The sequence below is a fragment of the Nostoc sp. genome (assembly GCF_036917615.1).
Lineage (GTDB): Bacteria > Cyanobacteriota > Cyanobacteriia > Cyanobacteriales > Nostocaceae > Nostoc.
In genome coordinates this window covers 17,232-34,289 of the sequence record NZ_JBALCZ010000057.1, presented here as the reverse complement: position 1 = coordinate 34,289, position 17,058 = coordinate 17,232, and the positions used below count along the sequence as shown (strand labels likewise).

Annotated in this window: 14 protein-coding genes and 2 pseudogenes; 8 read left to right on the top strand and 8 right to left on the bottom strand. The window is 43.7% G+C overall.

What is annotated here, in order from left to right; genetic code table 11:
* Window positions 1-14 precede the first annotated feature (14 nt).
* Window positions 15-656: a hypothetical protein gene (locus tag V7K85_RS18905; protein WP_334815431.1), complete on the top strand. Its 642-nt coding sequence runs from the start codon at window positions 15-17 to the stop codon at window positions 654-656.
* Window positions 657-954: 298 nt separating this feature from the next.
* Here the strand turns inward: V7K85_RS18905 and V7K85_RS18900 are convergent, their stop codons facing one another.
* Entirely contained in the window at window positions 955-1,152 is a 198-nt protein-coding gene (locus V7K85_RS18900; protein WP_442940600.1) for a hypothetical protein, read from the bottom strand.
* 145 nt (window positions 1,153-1,297) lie between these two features.
* Here V7K85_RS18900 and V7K85_RS18895 point away from each other — a divergent pair, with 145 nt between their 5' ends.
* The gene (locus V7K85_RS18895; protein ID WP_334815430.1) at window positions 1,298-1,552 is read left to right on the top strand and encodes a hypothetical protein; all 255 of its coding nucleotides are present in this window, start codon (window positions 1,298-1,300) and stop codon (window positions 1,550-1,552) included.
* 439 nt (window positions 1,553-1,991) lie between these two features.
* Here the strand turns inward: V7K85_RS18895 and V7K85_RS18890 are convergent.
* The 5 genes and pseudogenes from V7K85_RS18890 to V7K85_RS18870 all read right to left on the bottom strand — a co-directional run.
* Window positions 1,992-2,621: pseudogene (locus V7K85_RS18890) on the bottom strand (nitrilotriacetate monooxygenase); the annotation flags it as partial.
* Window positions 2,622-3,205: 584 nt separating this feature from the next.
* Window positions 3,206-3,580 carry a beta/gamma crystallin-related protein gene (locus V7K85_RS18885; RefSeq protein WP_334815428.1) on the bottom strand — a complete coding sequence of 125 codons (375 nt, stop codon included), beginning with the start codon at window positions 3,578-3,580 and terminating at the stop codon, window positions 3,206-3,208.
* Between the two features lie 458 nt (window positions 3,581-4,038).
* Window positions 4,039-4,295, bottom strand: a pseudogene (locus tag V7K85_RS18880) (IS701 family transposase); the annotation flags it as partial.
* A 34-nt stretch (window positions 4,296-4,329) separates the two neighbouring features.
* Window positions 4,330-5,658 (bottom strand): alkanesulfonate monooxygenase, encoded by a 1,329-nt coding sequence (ssuD, locus tag V7K85_RS18875; RefSeq protein ID WP_334815426.1) that lies wholly within the window; start codon window positions 5,656-5,658, stop codon window positions 4,330-4,332.
* Entirely contained in the window at window positions 5,579-5,848 is a 270-nt protein-coding gene (locus tag V7K85_RS18870) for a dienelactone hydrolase family protein (RefSeq protein ID WP_334815424.1), read from the bottom strand. The genes ssuD and V7K85_RS18870 overlap by 80 nt, the downstream gene beginning before the upstream one ends.
* Before the next feature lie 151 nt (window positions 5,849-5,999).
* Here V7K85_RS18870 and V7K85_RS18865 point away from each other — a divergent pair, with 151 nt between their 5' ends.
* Window positions 6,000-6,413, top strand: coding sequence for a GNAT family acetyltransferase (locus V7K85_RS18865; RefSeq protein WP_334815423.1), 414 nt, complete (start codon window positions 6,000-6,002; stop codon window positions 6,411-6,413).
* Between the two features lie 103 nt (window positions 6,414-6,516).
* Complete coding sequence (locus tag V7K85_RS18860; protein ID WP_334815422.1) at window positions 6,517-6,951, top strand: VOC family protein; 435 nt, start codon at window positions 6,517-6,519, stop codon at window positions 6,949-6,951.
* A 501-nt stretch (window positions 6,952-7,452) separates the two neighbouring features.
* On the opposite strand, the gene V7K85_RS18855 is transcribed toward V7K85_RS18860, so the two are convergent.
* Together V7K85_RS18855 and V7K85_RS18850 are read right to left on the bottom strand one after the other, a co-directional pair.
* Entirely contained in the window at window positions 7,453-9,165 is a 1,713-nt protein-coding gene (locus V7K85_RS18855; protein WP_334815420.1) for a putative bifunctional diguanylate cyclase/phosphodiesterase, read from the bottom strand.
* Window positions 9,166-9,446: 281 nt separating this feature from the next.
* Window positions 9,447-10,148 carry a 5'-methylthioadenosine/S-adenosylhomocysteine nucleosidase family protein gene (locus V7K85_RS18850; protein WP_334815418.1) on the bottom strand — a complete coding sequence of 234 codons (702 nt, stop codon included), beginning with the start codon at window positions 10,146-10,148 and terminating at the stop codon, window positions 9,447-9,449.
* Between the two features lie 427 nt (window positions 10,149-10,575).
* On the opposite strand from V7K85_RS18850, the gene V7K85_RS18845 reads away from it, so the two are divergent.
* The 4 genes from V7K85_RS18845 (at window position 10,576) to V7K85_RS18830 (ending at window position 16,609) form a co-directional block, all read left to right on the top strand.
* Window positions 10,576-13,287 carry an efflux RND transporter permease subunit gene (locus tag V7K85_RS18845; RefSeq protein WP_334815416.1) on the top strand — a complete coding sequence of 904 codons (2,712 nt, stop codon included), beginning with the start codon at window positions 10,576-10,578 and terminating at the stop codon, window positions 13,285-13,287.
* Window positions 13,287-14,333 carry a hopanoid-associated sugar epimerase gene (hpnA, locus tag V7K85_RS18840; protein WP_334815414.1) on the top strand — a complete coding sequence of 349 codons (1,047 nt, stop codon included), beginning with the start codon at window positions 13,287-13,289 and terminating at the stop codon, window positions 14,331-14,333. The genes V7K85_RS18845 and hpnA overlap by 1 nt, the downstream gene beginning before the upstream one ends.
* Window positions 14,334-14,368: 35 nt before the next feature.
* The gene (hpnH, locus tag V7K85_RS18835; protein WP_334815413.1) at window positions 14,369-15,388 is read left to right on the top strand and encodes an adenosyl-hopene transferase HpnH; all 1,020 of its coding nucleotides are present in this window, start codon (window positions 14,369-14,371) and stop codon (window positions 15,386-15,388) included.
* 405 nt (window positions 15,389-15,793) lie between these two features.
* A complete protein-coding gene (locus V7K85_RS18830; protein ID WP_334815412.1) occupies window positions 15,794-16,609 on the top strand; it encodes an alpha/beta fold hydrolase in 816 nt (271 codons plus the stop codon).
* The last annotated feature ends 449 nt before the right edge of the window (window positions 16,610-17,058 follow it).

Genomic DNA, 17,058 nt, shown 5'->3' with positions numbered 1-17,058 from the left:
CAGAAAACTCAACCATGAAGAAACATTCCTTAATTGCTCTTATTCTCATTCCTGTCTTATCGGGGTTAGCTAGCGTGGCTTCATTGCAAGCCCGTCCTAAGCCAACTGCAGGGACAAAACCTCAAGTTCATCAAGTTTCTTCCCAAAAAGTGGAAACAATCAAAGGTTTGTTAGTTAAGCGTCTTCCTGGTTCAATCATTCCTATTGATGGACTTGATGATTTAATCGCCAAATCAGACCTCATTGTTATTGAGAAGACAGACAAGTCTGTTGCTGAAGCACGACCGATCATTGGCAAGGATCACGAAGGATTTATTACTACGGCTGTTTCAGAAGTCCCTTTTAAGGTGAACAAAGTCTTTAAGGGAGACTCATCCCTCAAAGAAATTTGTCTTGGACAGCAAGCGGCTGTAGTTCAAGAAAACGGGAAATCCTACATTCGAGTGTTTGATGAATACACCCCATTAGAACCTGGCAAAAAATACGTATTGTTCCTTCGTAAAGGGATCGATACGGGTGAAGGATTGTATTTCCCAAGTGGCGTAATGTATGGCAAATATAATGTCGATGGAGGTGACGCAAAAGAAGATGCAGCATTTGATGACCCAACGTTCAAGGCTATCAAAAAAGCTGTGAAAAATCGGTTCAAAGAGTGAGTGTGACCAAACCCTGACAAATTTTGAGTTTGGTCACATACCCCTAATCAGGGCAAACACATCTTATTTACTAATAAAAACTAAAGGAAATTTCAAAATAACATAGATAATTGTAAAATTTAATAGAAAAATGAATAAAATGATTTAATTGTTTAAAATTGTAATTAACTTGTCTCAGGTTAAATCACTATTCAGTAATACTAAAAACTTTAATATTTAGGTATGTAAAAATATGTTTATCTAGAGAAAAACTAAAATATTTTTGCAAAATATTAATTGAATATTTTGCTATATTACTTTAAGCTAACGCTAACACTGTTGCTAAATAGTTATTATCCATCGCGGCGAGGAACTGTTTATTTTTTGTTCCACATTTGACACGTTCCTCTTCATTTAAAAGATTAACTGCAATTTGCCGCAAGAGTGCAAAATTCTGGGGAGCATTATATTTTATAATCCGGCAATCATCTTCTCTTAACTCTAACTTCCCACTCATAATGATTATCATTACTAGAATCGGTAATATTTAATTCCTCAAAGTCACGTCTGAATAGGGTCTTGGTCAATTCCACTCAAATCCTGGCTCGTCAATATTTAGATGCGTTTGCCCTGATGACAAGCCTCTTCCCCGTGAAAACGAGGTGCCAAATAAAACGAGCGAGATTGAGCAAACAAATCTGTTCGGCGAAGTGACATATCGCTTTTATCGATGGAATGCAGTATACGATACTACAACCTATATCAACCTCTTAAACACTTACTCTGGTCATAGAAATTTAGATAGGATTACCAGAGAACGTTTTTTTCATAAGATTGCTGAGTTAATTGATACCAAATTTAATGGTCAGATTATTAAAGGTTATTTAACTACCTTATACTTAGCCCACCTATTGTAGTCTTCTTACAAATCAAAACATATTTGCAGACATGAGAAAATTAGGAGATGGTGAAAGCATCATTTTCGATTGAGACGATACGCTAATTGTCGAGGTGGCAGTTGTAGAAGCAGCTTTGTTGGCAACCTGTGAGCGATCGCAGCAAAAATACGGCACCAATACTCAAAAGTTTTACCATGTGATTATTGTACGTTTGAACTAATCTAAGTTAACGTCAGTTAGATAACCTCTCCTACCCAGCCTCTTTCCCCTACGAGGGGGGAGCAATGAAATAATCGGCTTTTTAAGCCTCTCTCCTAGAAGGAGACAGGTTTGGAGAGCGAAAAGTTTGAGCGCCGACTGACGGCGTAGATGCCCGAAGGGCGGCTTGCCGTAGGCATCAAAGCTTTTCAAGAGAGGTCAAATTCCAGCCATCGAACTCACGTTAAGTTAAATAAAGTTAGGCGAGCGCGGCTTCCTGAACTGCAACTTTGCTAAACTGATTTACCGGACGGGGTAAACCAAGATTCTCGCGCAGGGTTCGTGCTTCATACTCTGTGCGGAACAAACCCCGACGTTGCAGTTCAGGAATTACCAAGTCTACGAACTCATCCAATCCTCCCGGTAACCAGGGCGGCATGATGTTGAATCCATCTGCCCCGCCATTAACAAACCAATCTTCTAGCTGATCGGCAATCTGTTCTGGTGTGCCCAGAATTTGACGATGCCCACGCGCTCCAGCTATCCATAAATACAGTTGTCGAATCGTTAAATTCTCTCTGTGAGCCAGGTCAATCAAAAGTTGCTGACGGCTTCTGCCGCCGTTAGTCTCTGGTAGATCCGGCAACGGCCCGTCCAACGGATAGCTGGACAGGTCAAATCCACCGATCATTGAGCCAAGCAAATTTAAGCCGACCACTGGATCGATCAACTCCTGAATCTGATCGAATTTGTCCTTAGCTTTCTGCTCAGTGACAGGGAATACACCAGGCATAATCTTCAGATGGTCTGGTGAGCGCCCATATTGAGCCAGTCTCCCCTTCACATCTGTATAAAACGCCTGAGCTTCTGCCAAGGTCTGCTGGGCAGTCAAGCAATTTTGGATTTTAGACTTCGGCTACGCTCAGTCGAACGATTTTAGATTTTAGATTGACCCCAGCAATCAAGTCAGGCGATGCACTGACTCGGATTTCTCACAAGTAGAAAAAATCTGTTCATAGAATCTTGATAGCAGAGATTTTTTGATACCACATCAATTTGAATTGAGTAAAAAGAAGTAACTACGTAGAAATTTTTAGAGTTTAGCTAAATAAGTTACTTGAATATTTTTTAAACAGTAATAAAAATCATATGTTTACAGAATTAGATATGTCAAAATCAGGCTAGGATACAACCCAACCCCAAAAGTGTAATACAGGAGTTGATGATTTGGGATTTTAACCAGGATGCTCCCGCATCTGTAAACGCCTATAAGCAGTTGCAAAGATATCTTGGCAGTTTTTGATCCCTATTTTTTATGAATTTGTGAGAAATCCGGGTTAAGCTACCGGGAAACCGGGAACCCCACCCATAATTCGGATTGGGTGGGGATATTCTAGGTTGAGCTAATAGCTGGCGACTGAATACTTACATCAATCATTATGTGCTGAACATCGAGTTAGTGTCATTTCGTCATTATGCAATCTGAGCTATTGCTAAGGAAACGGTATCATTTATAGACGGGCCGGCAAAGGTTGAAAAATCGCTATACTCGCCCGGGCCAAATGTTCCACCAACACCACTACCGTCTTCGTTTGACCTTAAATCCCATGTACCAGAAATAACTTTAGCTGATGATATGGAATTATTGAACTTGTCGGTAAATTGATACTGCTGACCGGCACTGTCAGCAGTAACGCTCAAAGAGTCTCCCTGAAAATTTGCATCCGTATATACTATAATTTGAGCACCACCCTGAATGGTAGCAGCCTGTTCACAAGTAAGGTCTTGAAAATTTCCAGCCAAGTTAATCTTGTTCATACCTACTTCGTGGTTGTTGATGTTGGACATTGTTTTTCTCCTTGAGATTAGATTTGCGTTGGAACTGAAGGTTAAGCTTATTTGCCCTCCTTCTAATTCTTAATTGGTGCAAGTGAAATCAACTTATTCACTTTTTAAAGATTGCTGCACGCCGTTTCTCTTTGCGAGAAACGGCGAATCCCCCACTGGGTACTATATAAGTAGGTGGGCAGAAAAATTGACACCTATTGTAACGAAAAGTTAAGCACTATCACCCCGCACGAGAATCTCAACATTACTCCAACTGCTGCGTATTTATGTAATCACTCGTTGTAATTATTCTAACGCTCCACTAGAACACCAATTCAGTAATCCTGGAAGAACCTCTTCCCCAACCCCTCTTTGAGGCCAAGAGGGGACTTTTGCTCCCCCTTCCCTTGTAGGGAAGGGGGCTGGGGGGTTAGGTTTTTGATTACTGAATCGATGCTCTAGTGGGATTTAAACAAAAATTAAGCCCAAATGTAGCCTAAACTAGCGATATTCGCAGCAAACACGTCACAGATTATGAGTCAACCAATCAAAAAATCGACTCATCCATAGCTGTTCTAAAGGCTTCTAAAGCTTCAGTAAAAGTGTTCAAAGGTTTGGAAGCCCACCTTCGTCTCAGACCCCCAGTCATCTGATGCCAAAGGATAAAAGTATAGGCACAAAAAACCAAGATAAAATGTCGAAGTAGGCTTCTTTTATTTTGTTTAAGTCCCGCTATCGGAGACGCTGCGCGAACGGTGATTTTGAATTGCTTACACAGGTTGTGGTTTGAGTAAATCTGTTTTGGTAACAAATTCACTAAATGTACTTGCAACTTGCTGCGGTAATGCCAACGCCGGAGTTTGTAATGGCAAGTGAGGAAACACTAATTCCGCGACTCGATAGGCTTCTTCAAGATGGGGATATCCTGAGAAAACGAAGGTATCAATTCCTAAATTTGCATATTCCAGCATTCGCGCTGCAACTGTCTCTGGATCTCCGACTAAGGCAGTCCCAGCACCTCCACGCACTAAGCCAACACCTGCCCATAAGTTGGGGCTAATTTCTAAGTTTTTGCGATTACCATTGTGCAGTTGGGCCATGCGGCGTTGTCCCTCTGATTCAGATTGAGCAAACCGTTGATGTGCGGCAGCGATCGTCTGATCATTCACATACTGAATCAGTTCATTAGCTGCATCCCAAGCTTTTTGCGTAGTTTCACGCACTATAACGTGCATCCGAATCCCAAAGCGGACTGTTCTACCTTGTTCTGCTGCTAATTGGCGTACCTTTGCAATCTTTTGGGCAACTTGATCTGGTGGTTCACCCCAAGTTAAATACACATCAATGTGTTTGGCAGCAACTTGGAGAGCAGCATCTGAAGAACCACCAAAATATAAAGTGGGATAAGGCTTTTGTACAGGAGGAAATTGGAGTTTTGCACCTTGAACTTTCAGATGACGACCATTGAAGGTTACTTCATCACCTTGCATGAGCGATCGCCAAATTGTCAAAAACTCATCAGTGAGTTCATAACGCTGATCATGATCTAAGAAAATCCCATCTTTAGCAAGTTCTTTTGTGTCACCACCAGTGACAACATTCAGAATAATTCGACCGTTAGAAATCTGGTCAAAAGTAGCAGCCATCCGAACAGCCAAGGAAGGCGACATAATTGCCGGACGAAAGGCTACAAGAAATCGCAAGCGTTCCGTAATAGGGTTTTTAATATCGGGAGTGCGGGTGATTGTTGGTTCTCCACCGCCGGGAGTTGAGTTGGGAATACCGCCACCATAGAAGGAAGCTGTAACTTTGATATCTGGTAAAGTGGCAGCTAGGTAAACGACATGACCACCAAAGCAGAAACCAATGGAGCCGATGCCTAAGGGCAAGCCGCTTCGCGTCAACGCATCTCCTTGCACATTTAGTAAGGTTCTTAAATAGGCAATCGCTGCCTTAATATCACTTAATATTTCATCTGCTGTTGTCTGCTCCTTATACCCTCTTCCTTGCTGGATATCTTCAGGGGTGTATCCACCCTCGTAACCGGGGGCGGTGCGTTGAAATAAAGTCGGAGCGTAGGCGTAGCCCGTCGTAGACATCGCAACATATCCCTGTTTGGCAAATTATCTCAGCAACTTCCCGAATGTGAATATTGACGCCAAAAATTTCCTGAATCACGATAACAGCTGGGAAGGTTCCCTCTTTTGCTGGTTCAGCTAAATAAGCATCAATTTGCAAATCTCCGTTAGGGACTTTAACTTCAGCGGTACGAATTTCTGTGTTTGTCATCTTAGAGATTAGCCTGTAATTGCTTTGAGGACGCGATGTTTTATGGTAAGTTTTTTACTATATTACTTAAAATTTACCGACCTACCGTAGTTTAAAGAGTAGTATTTCACAAACAATGTGTAAAGGCAAGTCCTTTGATTTAGAGATGTAGATGAATATCAGACCATACCAAGAATCTGATGCTGAATCAGTCAGTGCTCTGTGGGATGAGGTGTTTCCTAATAACCCGTCGCACAGCAGCCCAAAATTGGTAATCAGTCAGAAGCTTGCTATACAGCCTGAGTTGTTTTTCGTTACGGAGATTAACTCTGTAATTGTAGGCACTATAATGGCAGGATATGATGGGCATCGCGGTTGGTTATACACAGTTGCGGTCAGTCCTCAGTATCAACGGCAGGGTATTGGTAGCAAGCTAGTGGGGCACGCAGAGAGTGTATTGGTAGCGATGGGATGCCTGAAAATCAATCTCCAAGTTCGTGTTTCCAATGCAGAAGTAGTTGAGTTTTATAGAAAACTTGGCTATCTCGTTGAAGAACGCATCAGTATGGGAAAGCTTGTCGCATAGGTTTTTGGCGAGTTGGAACAGAAAAACTTTACAAAAACGCCAGTATTACTGCAAAAGGTGATTGTAGCTTTGCCAAATTTAACCCAAACTAGGAGAAAAATTTATGAAGCTTGATGCAGTTCATCATATTCAAGTAACCTATCCTCTTGAGGTGGAGGATGCAATGCTGTCTTTCTACAGCAAAGTTTTGGGACTGACTGAAATTCCTCGACCTGAGGTAATGAAAAACGATTCAGGAGCGTGGTATTTGCTAGGAAACATTGAATTGCATGTCAGTAGAGAGAAAAACGCCAATAATCAAGCATCTAGACGACATTTTTGTTTCCAAGTTGATAACTTGAGCGCCTTTGAGGAACACTTAAAAGGGCATGGGGTAGAAATTATTCCCGATCAACGACCACTTCCAGGATGTGTGCGGTTTTTCCTCCGCGATCCCGGTGGGAATCGTATAGAGATTGCAGAGTTCGTAAAGAGTACTTTTGCACAGCTACAAGCAGAGGAGTTGCTATTAGAAAGACATTCAGCAACGGTGTCTTAAGCACCAAGATGACTCGAAGCACGCCAGTTGTTACCCGGCTTTAAACCTTCTGGTGAACGTCTACAAAAGCTTTATTTTCTGCTAGTCCGCGTAGGCAAACTAATTAATTATCTGGATTAAATCCCCAGCTACTCATTCTCGGTATTCTTTTCGGATTCACGGATATTGAAAGCAGTATGGCACTGTAAAAACTGTTGAATGTCGCGTGTGTAGAAAAGAAGCCGTTTGAACTTGTGGTCAATTTGAGGGAAGTTGAAGGTTTTTACAACATCGATAAGGCTATTTTCAGTAATACCATTATGGAAGATGGAAGTATTTGGTACGACAGTTCCTGCTCACATGGTTGCAAAGCTTTCCACAGTTTCAAAATAAATCACCTTTTATTCGTCTGATTAATCCCGGATTTCTCTTTTCATCTTTCCCTGCCCCCTGCTAAACATTTCTATCAAAATTAAAGTGAAACGCTATCAGGGGGGGTGACTTTCTGGCTTAGGCATTCACTTATGCTGCAATTGTCTCCATCTGCTGAGAACTTTTCTGCAACATCGGGGCAATTATATCAGCGGGAACAGGACAACTGAAGTAGAAACCCTGACCTTCATGACATCCCTGCATTTTTAGGTAATCAAGCTGTTCTTGGGTTTCCACACCCTCTGCCGTGATGTTCAGCCGCAGGCTCTTTGCTAGCGCAATAATCGCATTGGTGACGGCGGCGCTATCAGGATTGGACATGACATCCTTTACAAATGACTGATCAATCTTGAGCATGTTCACAGGAAATCGCTTCAAATAGTTCAGGGAGGAATAACCAGTACCGAAGTCGTCTAGAGCCAACCATATACCCAGTTCTCGTAATTGTTTTAAGGTTTTAACTGATCGCTCAATATCAGCCATCAAGAAGCTTTCCGTCACTTCCAGTTCCAGGTAAGATGCTTTGAGTCCAGTCTCCTCAAGAATTTGGCTGACGACTTTAACCAGATTCGGTTGTTCAAACTGTCGAGCTGACAGATTCACAGATACTCGAATTGGGGTAAATCCAGCAAGCTGCCAAGCACGGTTTTGGGCACAAGCAGTTTGCAAGACCCATTGATCAATTGGCACGATCAAACCATTGGCTTCTGCAATCGGAATAAACTTTGCTGGAGAAATCAAACCTAAGGTAGGATGTTGCCAGCGAATCAACGCTTCCATAGCTATAACTTGTCCACTGTGTAAATCAATCAGAGGTTGATAATAAACCAGCATTTCGTGCCGCCCAAGCGCCCCATGTAATTCATTTTCTAAACTCAGTCGCTCCTGCAACTGAGCATTAATTTCCGGCGAATAGAATTGGTATTGGCTACGCCCTCTCTGCTTCGCCTGGTACAGTGCCATGTGAGCCTGTTGCAAGATTTGATCTACGCTATTACGATCATTTAGGCCATTAATTGTGATGCCGATGCTGGCGGTGATATGAATCGAGTTACCCTCTAAAGAAAAGGGTTTGCTCAGGGTACTCGATAGCAGATGAGATAGCTGAATCACACTTTCAAAAGAAACAAGGTCTATTCGAGCAAGGACAAATTCATCTCCCCTCAAATGGGCAAGAATATCTGTTTGCGCTATGCAGGTTGATAACCTCTGAGCAACTGCTCTTAACAACAAATTTGTTATCTTATGCTCTAACCCATGACTGATACCAGTGAAATCATCAATAGCCAGCAAAAAGACAGCTACAAGGCGCTGGTTATTTTCAGGTTGGGATAGAGTCTGATGGAGGCGATCGCAGAATAAATCACGATTGGGTAATCCAGTTAGATCATCATAATTAGTGATGTAGTGAATTAACTGATCTAATTTGTGAAGAGTTTGTGAAGTATCCGCCATCAATGTACCCGCTTCATCAGCAAATTCTGTGGGCAGTTCCGGTAGGGTTTTGGTGTTCAGATAGTTTTGCAATGCAGCAGATGTCAAAAGAACCGGTTTGAGAAGGTGGTGTAGCGCGTAGAGGGTGACACCCGTACCCGCTAGCGTAGCCAACAGAGCAACGGTCATAACTCGCACCGCCATCTCCAAGGAATAGGAGTTTGAGATCAGGAAACTCAAGAGTAAGGTCAAAAGTGGTACATGAGTGCCCAAAAATGCCACCAACATGATTTTAGCGGTGTAACTTTTCTTGAGCCATCGGAAATGAGCTAGGAACGAGTACAGGTAGAGCTTGTGATTGAGCTTCATAAATTCTGTTCGATAGTTGGCAAATTAGTTCCGAGCTATCCTGACAAAAGAGTATTTTTGATTCACAATCCAATGGAATTAGCTCTCATGGAACCCAACCTTAATCAGGTTATATATTATGCTTCCCAATATAGTTTTATACTTAATATCTATAACGATAAAGTTTCTGTAAAGCTTATTCTCCAAACAATTTCACAAATCAAGCTTTTTTGTATTAATTGTTACATAATTCTAGTTATTAGTTTGTTTTAACGTGATAGAAAAGCAAAAGTAATCACAGATTATTTCAGGCTATAGCCACAAAAGAGCAAATTTGTAATTTGCTCTAACACCTTTAATGCTGTTAATGAACCTCGAATCAATCGAGTAGCAGCAAGGGGTTGTCGAAGCATTCCCATCGCTAAAGGAAAAGGGTTTAGGGAGCCATCAGAGTTAATTGCTGGTGTGAGATCAGGGATATTATGCTGACAATCGTCGCTGACTACTCGCAGCATTGCCACGGCCACCCCAGCCGCATTGAAAAACTCTAGAGCGGTAAATCCTTCCATATCAACAACATCAGCCGCCAAAGTCTCACCTAAACGGCGTTTTTCGGCGGCAGACCAAATCACGCGATCGCTTGTCAATGCCTTGACTAATGATACTTTTTCTGATATATAAGAGTGCAATTGTGCTGTAAAAGTGCGATCGCATTCTTGCTGCTTCCCCTGATAAACACAATCTTGATACAGCACAATATCACTAACTGTGTGGCGATCGCTCAAGCTGCCACATATACCCATAATCAGCACCCTGGATTTTGGAGCCAGAAATTGTCCATTTCCTGGGGATTGTTCCAGATATTTGAGTAAAGGCTTCATCCCAACAGGTATGGCTACTATCGTTGGGATGGAGCCAGTAACGCCGCTTAATCCGCGACACACAGCTTTATATTCTGCTCCCTGAGGTACCAGAATTGTATTGATGGGCAAAAAATTAGGCATTAGCCCTCTTGAGAGTTTCAAGTTTGCGTTTGGGTATTAACTTAAGGGTACCCAGAGCGATGCTGGCAAGTCTGGGCAGTAATTGCGGTTGGAGTAGTCGGGGATTATACTTGCTCATCCGGCGCTGATTTTTCAATAGACAAATGCTGAGAAATTTTTCAGAATAATTCCTTATGTTCGCCAGAACCAAGTTTGATTTCTCAAGTTCCATTCTGGATGAAAAATTTTGCTATATTCTGAGTGACAATAAGTAATATTGCCGTTTGGTGGTGACCAAAACTCGCAAACCGAAGGCGATTGCTGCTGCCAGTACTAAGCTAACATGCATAAGAGTGCATATTAGCAATTGCCAAAAGGCTGGCTAGGATTGTGTTTTGGAATTTTGAATTGCTTAATAATTGTGTCAGCCAGACGATAATTTTCCCAGATGGTAAAGTCTAATAACTCAAAATCCGCACGAGAAATCTTCAATATTTCCAAATTGGCGATTCAATTTTCGTGGCTGACGGTGAGTTTTTGGATTGCGGTAACGGTAGCTGGTGTTCTGGCTTTCAGTTCCCTAAAGTATGCCTTGTTTCCAGATATTACCTTTCCCGTGGTGGTTGTGAATGCTACAGCCCCGCTGACAACTGCTCTGGATACAGAGGCGAAGCTCACCAAACCCTTGGAAGAACGCCTCCACTCTCTAGAAGGACTGGAGAATATCCGCTCATCCACCTATCCTGGTCAAACTGCTGTTAGTCTTTCTTTTGCCGTTGGGACGAATTTAGAAACATCAACCAAAAAGGTTGAAACTGCCCTCAAGCAGTTGACTTTGCCTCAGGGAGCAACTGACAAAATTATTCCCCTGAATCTAAATGAGTCAGCCGCCATTAGCTATGCCATAGAGAGTCCGACGCGGAATCTCAAAGATTTGACGAAGTTAGCTCAAGATGAGATTGTGAGTGCGATCGCTAAACTACCAGGAGTCCTGAAAGTCTCACTATTAGGGGTTGGTGCTACAACTCCTTTGCTAAATCCAGCGAATGCGAGTGCAGTTACTCTTACCCAAACCGGGGCAACATTAGTGCGGTTTAACGGTGAAGATGCACTCGCATTTCAGGTAATCAAACGCGGTAGTGCTAACACGTTGGAAGTAGTGAGTCGAGTTGAGAAAGAAGTTCAAAGGCTACGCTCTACCCTCAAGGATGTCAAACTCACCTTAGCTGCCACCCAAGCAGAATATATCCGCCAAGCCACCCAGTCAACAATCGATGCTTTGCTAGAAGCAGTCATCTTGTCGATAGTGGTAATTTTTCCTTTTTTGTGGAATTGGCGGGCAACTCTGATCTCTGCCTTGGCGATTCCGACGTCTATTTTGGCGACATTTATCGTCATGGCAATTTTTGGTTTCAACTTGGAGACAATCACGTTGCTGGCTTTAGCTTTGGTGATTGGTAGTATTGTTGATGATGCGATCGTGGATGTGGAAAACATCATGCGACACGTTGAAGATGGGGAAACTCCTCGCCAAGCCGCGCTTTTAGCGACAAATGAGATTGGGTTGACAGTCACCGCCGCCACTTTGACAGCAGTAGCGGTTTTTCTACCCATAGGTTTGATGGGTGGGGTAATCGGTCAGTTCTTTAAGCCTTTCGGGATCACCGTTTCAGCGGCGATGCTTGCTTCGATGCTAGTTGCTCGAACTTTATCTCCAGTTCTGGCTATCTATTGGCTGAAACCTAAATCCTCGCTCTCCCCGCGTCGGGAAGCAAAAATCTGGGTGGCGTTTAGCCAATCTTACAGAAACTTGCTGAGTTGGTCTTTGAGTCACCGCAAGATAGTTATCGGGTTAGCTGTACTCAGCTTCATTGCCGGTATAGTGCTGATTCCACTAATTCCCAAAGGGTTTATTCCCAAACTCGATCGCGGCGAATTTAATATTGCTTATACGGCTCCTTTACCGAGTATCCCCGATTTGGGTAGAGGGGGACAAGGAGGACAAGGAGGACAAGGGAGCGATATTCCCAGTCGCCAGTCGCCAGTGCCCAATGCCCAATTCCCCATTCCCAATCCTTTAAATAATTCTCTTGAGGTTGCTAAGAAACTAGAAAATGTAGTCAGAAAATCACCGGCAGTTGAAACGGTATTTACCACTGTTGGTTCTCGTGAAGGTGAGCCGAACAAAGGCATACTGTATGTGAAGCTCAAGAAAGACCGCAAAATCACAACTGCGGAACTACAAGACCAATTGCGCTCCTCCTTACCCGCTCTTTCTGGGGTAACTACCAGTGTTGAAGACATTCAATTTGTTGATTCCGGTGGTCAAAAACCCCTGCAAATAGCATTACAAGGTGATAATCTCCAAGCTCTGAGCAAAGCAGTCAAAGCGATTAAACAAAGGATTCAGAGACTACCGGGATTTGCCGATGTCACAGTTACAGGTGAAACAAATCCACAGGGTACGATTTTTCAGATCGAGCGTCTGAATAATCAGCGGGTGGCCTATGTCAGTGCTAATCTTGGCAAGGATCTATCCTTGGGCGATGCTACTGACAAAGTGGTAGCTGAAACTAAGGCAGTGTTACCCTCTAATGTTTCCTTAAATTTAGGAGGAGACTCTGCTAGCCAAGGTGAGGTTTTTAGCAGTTTCGGCAGTACTTTGGCTCTATCTGCCCTGTGTATTGTTGTGGTACTAATTTTGCTGTTCAAAAGCTGGGTAGACCCTCTGGTGATTGGTGTCTCTTTGCCCTTGGCACTGGTGGGGGCAATGTTGGCGCTACTAATCACCAAGAGCGACTTTGGCATGATCTCACTGATCGGCTTCGTCTTTTTGCTGGGACTAGCCAATAAAAATGCTATTTTGCTTGTGGATTATATCAACCAGTTACGCAGTGCTGGCTTAGAGCGCACCGAGGCGATCCTCAAGACCGGAATAGTGCGCCTCAGACCAATTATGATGACCACTGCCTCCACTATCTTAGGGATGCTACCGATCGCCTTAGGTTTGGGTGCTGGTTCCGAATTGCGATCGCCTATGGCTGTAGCGATCGCTGGTGGACTCGTGACTTCCACTATCCTCAGTTTGATTGTTGTGCCGGTAGTTTACACCATATTGGATGATTGGTTTCCTCGGTTTAAAAAGAGGGGGACAAATTGATGCAGGTTTTTGTTACGGGGGGTACGGGTTTTATTGGTGCCCACTTGGTACGGTTGTTGCTGCAACAGGGTTACACAGTCAAAGCGCTGGTACGCTCAAGCAGCAATTTGGAGAATCTACGCGGTCTGGAGGTGGAAATTGTCAAAGGCGATTTGAATTCACCAAATCTCTGGCAACAGATGGGAGGTTGTCAATACCTATTTCATGTGGCAGCCCATTATTCGCTGTGGCAATCAGACCGGGAGTTACTGTACCGTCACAATGTCCTGGGTACGCGCAATGTGTTAGCAGCAGCTCGCAAAGCTAACATTGAGCGCACCGTCTACACGAGTTCAGTGGCAGCAATTGGGGTAGGATCATCTGGTCAAGTCGTCGATGAAACACATCAGAGTCCCTTAGAAAAGTTGGTGGGTGACTATAAAAAGTCTAAGTTTCTGGCTGAACAAGAAGCCATACAAGCCGTTGCTACAGGTCAGGAGGTAGTTATTGTCAATCCCAGCAGCCCGATTGGCTCGTTGGATATCAAACCTACCCCTACGGGTGATATAATACTGCGGTTTTTACGACGGCAAATGCCCTTTTACTTGGATACTGGTCTAAATTTTATCGATGTGCGGGATGTGGCATGGGGGCATTTACTGGCCTTGCAGCGGGGTAAATCAGGCGATCGCTATATCTTAGGTCACCAAAACCTCAGTCTAAAGCAACTGCTAGAACAACTGGCCGATATCACAGGTCTGTCGACACCTCAACGAACTGTACCCGCTTGGTTACCTCTTAGTGTTGCCTGGGTTGATGAAAAGATTCTCGCACCCTTGGGGAAATTGCCCTCAGTCCCATTGGATGGCGTTCGGATGGCAAAACAACCTATGTATTATGATGCCGCCAAGGCTGTACGAGAGTTGGGTCTGCCCCAATCTTCGCTGAAGGCGGCACTCAAAGATGCTGTGGATTGGTTTGTGACTCAGGGGTATGTCAACCCCTCTTGGGAATTCAAAATTCAAAATTCAAAATTAAAGACCCCCACAGATAAATCTTGGGGCTGAAAACGTGGTGTTTTGATCAACAGAGGAGTAATAGAATGGCAGTTAATCTACAACAAGCTATAGATATTGGAAAGTATCTTGTGACTCAACGTCTTTTAGGACGTAAACGCTTCCCCTTAGTATTGATGTTGGAACCTCTTTTTCGGTGTAATCTAGCCTGTACTGGTTGTGGCAAGATTCAACATCCAAAGGAAATTTTAAAGCAAAATCTCACCCCAGAACAATGCTTTACCGCAGTGGAAGAGTGCGGCGCGCCGGTTGTCTCAATTCCTGGGGGAGAACCTTTGCTGCATCCCCAGATTGATCAGATTGTTCGGGGATTAATTGAGCGTAAGAAATATATTTACTTGTGTACCAATGGTTTGTTATTAGAAAAGAGCCTGGATAAGTTTCAACCTTCCCCTTACCTGACTTTTAGCGTTCATTTAGATGGGATGCGGGAGTTGCACGATCAGTGTGTAGATCGCAAAGGTGTTTTTGATATTGCTGTCAAAGCTATTCGCGCCGCTAAAGCTAAAGGCTTTCGTGTCACCACTAACACGACTATCTTTGAGGGTACTCAACCCAAAGATATGCAAGAGTTCTTCGACTTTCTGGAAACACTAAATACTGACGGGATGATGATTTCTCCCGGCTACAGTTACGAGTGGGCACCAGATCAAGATCATTTTCTCCACCGAGAACAAACCCGCGCCCTGTTCCGGGAAATTCTGGCTCCCGTGAAAGCTGGTGAGAAAAACTGGAACTTCAATCATAATCCGCTGTTCTTAGATTTTCTCACTGGTGAGAAGGACTACGAATGCACCCCTTGGGGTAGCCCTAGTTATAGCGTTCTCGGTTGGCAAAAACCTTGCTATCTGCTGAACGAAGGTTATTACTCTACCTTCAAGGAATTACTCGCACAAACTGACTGGAGTCAATACGGCCAGAAGAGTGGTAATCCCAAGTGTGCTGATTGTATGGTTCACTGCGGCTACGAACCCACCGCCGCAATGGATGCAATGCAACCGCAAAATATGGCGCGTGCCCTTGGCAGTGTGTTTGGCAGAAATTAAGTAAGTGGGCGTGAATAATTAAAGGTTTGTAGTCAGGGCTGGAGCTGCTTACTACCAGCCAATTTAATCCAATTTACATTGCGTAACATAGATTCATTTATTCCTGCCGACTTATTAGATAGTAAATGCTACATTTTAAAGGGTGCGATGCCTACGGCGGGCTACGCCAACGCACCCTTTAAATTTTGCTCAGACTAGTACCGTAAGACGGAAGTCAAAAGTCACTCATTCAAAAGTATTATAAAATAACCTCTTTAGGGCTTTTCAATGGTCTGCTTATTTACGCCGTGCTGTACTAGAATCTGCCCACCAACATGCAGTAAGGGCAAAAAGAGGATGCTTTTTTAGAGAGATCGCGACAGTTCTCTGAGCTAACTTCTGTGAAATTCATCAGGAAAAATACTCATGCCATTTGTATCTGTTCGTGATTTGCAAATGTATTATGAGATTCGTGGCAAAGGTCAACGCCTGCTCAGTATTAGTGGTACTGGAAGTGACTTACGCCGCTTACCCACTATTTTTGAATCACCGCTTGGTCAACACTTTGAAATCCTAGCTTACGATCAGCGCGGTCTTGGTCAAACTTCAAAACCCGATATTCCCTACACCGTAGCAGATTACGCCGCTGATGCTGAGTCTTTGCTCAATGCAGTCGGGTGGGAGAACTGCCATGTTATAGGGATTTCCTTTGGGGGTATGGTAGCCCAAGAGTTGGCACTGCGCTATCCGCACCGCGTTGAACGTCTTGTTTTGGCGTGTAGTAGCAGTGGCGGTGCTGCTGGGTCGTCATATCCACTGCATGAACTCATGAACCTCCCGATTGAGGAAGTGGCTTATCGGCAGGTAACAATTGCCGATACTCGTTGGCAAGACCAGGCTTGGCTCTTTAGCCGAACTAGACAATTTCAGGAACTACTGAAGCAGACACTGGCAGCTTCTAAAGAGGGTGCAGAAGAACCAAGTTGTCAAGTTGGCCGTCTTCGGCAGCTTGAGGCTCGTGCTGGTCACGATACGTATGATCGACTTTCTGATCTGCATGTTCCTGTGTATATCTGCGGCGGTCGTTATGATGGTATATCTCCTCCTGGCAATCTTCGGGCAAAACACAAACAGATACCCGGTGCGTATTTAGAGTTCTTCGAGGGCGGTCATCGCTTTCTTTACCAAGACCCCCAAGCATTCGAGCGCGTTATAGCCTTTCTCCAAAATAAATTCGATTAGAGATTATCGCATTCTTATAGGACTAGCCCTTTCAAGGTGACTCAAAAAATCTCTTTTTTTTCTTTGCGCTACGGGCAGGTTGCTCAAGTCGGGAAACCCGCCCACGCAACTGCCCTCCTCTGTGCCTCTGTGGTTTAAAAGTAATTTATTTAACCACATAGTTCGCCGAGAACACAGAGGTAAGAGATTATAGAGGAATTTCTTTTAGAGAATTTTTACCCACCTTGAAAGGGGTAGTCCTATCTTAAAGGGATTTCCCAGAAATAAATTATCCCATCTTTTGGCTCAAAGAGAAGTCAATACGGTTCGGTTAGCTTGTTGCTCACTCGAAGATCCCCGTATCAGCGTAGATACTTAGTGCCACAAGCCAGAAGGAATACTGCTTATTTCATCGGCTTTTTAACCTTTTTCAACTGCTATGGTTATTTCTGCGGTGCTGTACTAACTTC

Excerpts from the sequence above, each read along its gene's own strand:
- ssuD (WP_334815426.1), bottom strand. The coding sequence starts at position 5,658 with ATGTCTACGACGGGCTACGCCTACGCTCCGACTTTATTTCAACGCACC.
- V7K85_RS18865 (WP_334815423.1), top strand. The coding sequence starts at position 6,000 with ATGAATATCAGACCATACCAAGAATCTGATGCTGAATCAGTCAGTGCT.
- V7K85_RS18860 (WP_334815422.1), top strand. The coding sequence starts at position 6,517 with ATGAAGCTTGATGCAGTTCATCATATTCAAGTAACCTATCCTCTTGAG.
- V7K85_RS18850 (WP_334815418.1), bottom strand. The coding sequence starts at position 10,148 with ATGCCTAATTTTTTGCCCATCAATACAATTCTGGTACCTCAGGGAGCA.
- V7K85_RS18845 (WP_334815416.1), top strand. The coding sequence starts at position 10,576 with ATGGTAAAGTCTAATAACTCAAAATCCGCACGAGAAATCTTCAATATT.
- hpnH (WP_334815413.1), top strand. The coding sequence starts at position 14,369 with ATGGCAGTTAATCTACAACAAGCTATAGATATTGGAAAGTATCTTGTG.
- V7K85_RS18830 (WP_334815412.1), top strand. The coding sequence starts at position 15,794 with ATGCCATTTGTATCTGTTCGTGATTTGCAAATGTATTATGAGATTCGT.
- V7K85_RS18900 (WP_442940600.1), bottom strand. The coding sequence starts at position 1,152 with ATGAGTGGGAAGTTAGAGTTAAGAGAAGATGATTGCCGGATTATAAAA.
- V7K85_RS18855 (WP_334815420.1), bottom strand. The coding sequence starts at position 9,165 with ATGAAGCTCAATCACAAGCTCTACCTGTACTCGTTCCTAGCTCATTTC.
- V7K85_RS18905 (WP_334815431.1), top strand. The coding sequence starts at position 15 with ATGAAGAAACATTCCTTAATTGCTCTTATTCTCATTCCTGTCTTATCG.
- V7K85_RS18885 (WP_334815428.1), bottom strand. The coding sequence starts at position 3,580 with ATGTCCAACATCAACAACCACGAAGTAGGTATGAACAAGATTAACTTG.
- V7K85_RS18870 (WP_334815424.1), bottom strand. The coding sequence starts at position 5,848 with ATGACAAACACAGAAATTCGTACCGCTGAAGTTAAAGTCCCTAACGGA.
- hpnA (WP_334815414.1), top strand. The coding sequence starts at position 13,287 with ATGCAGGTTTTTGTTACGGGGGGTACGGGTTTTATTGGTGCCCACTTG.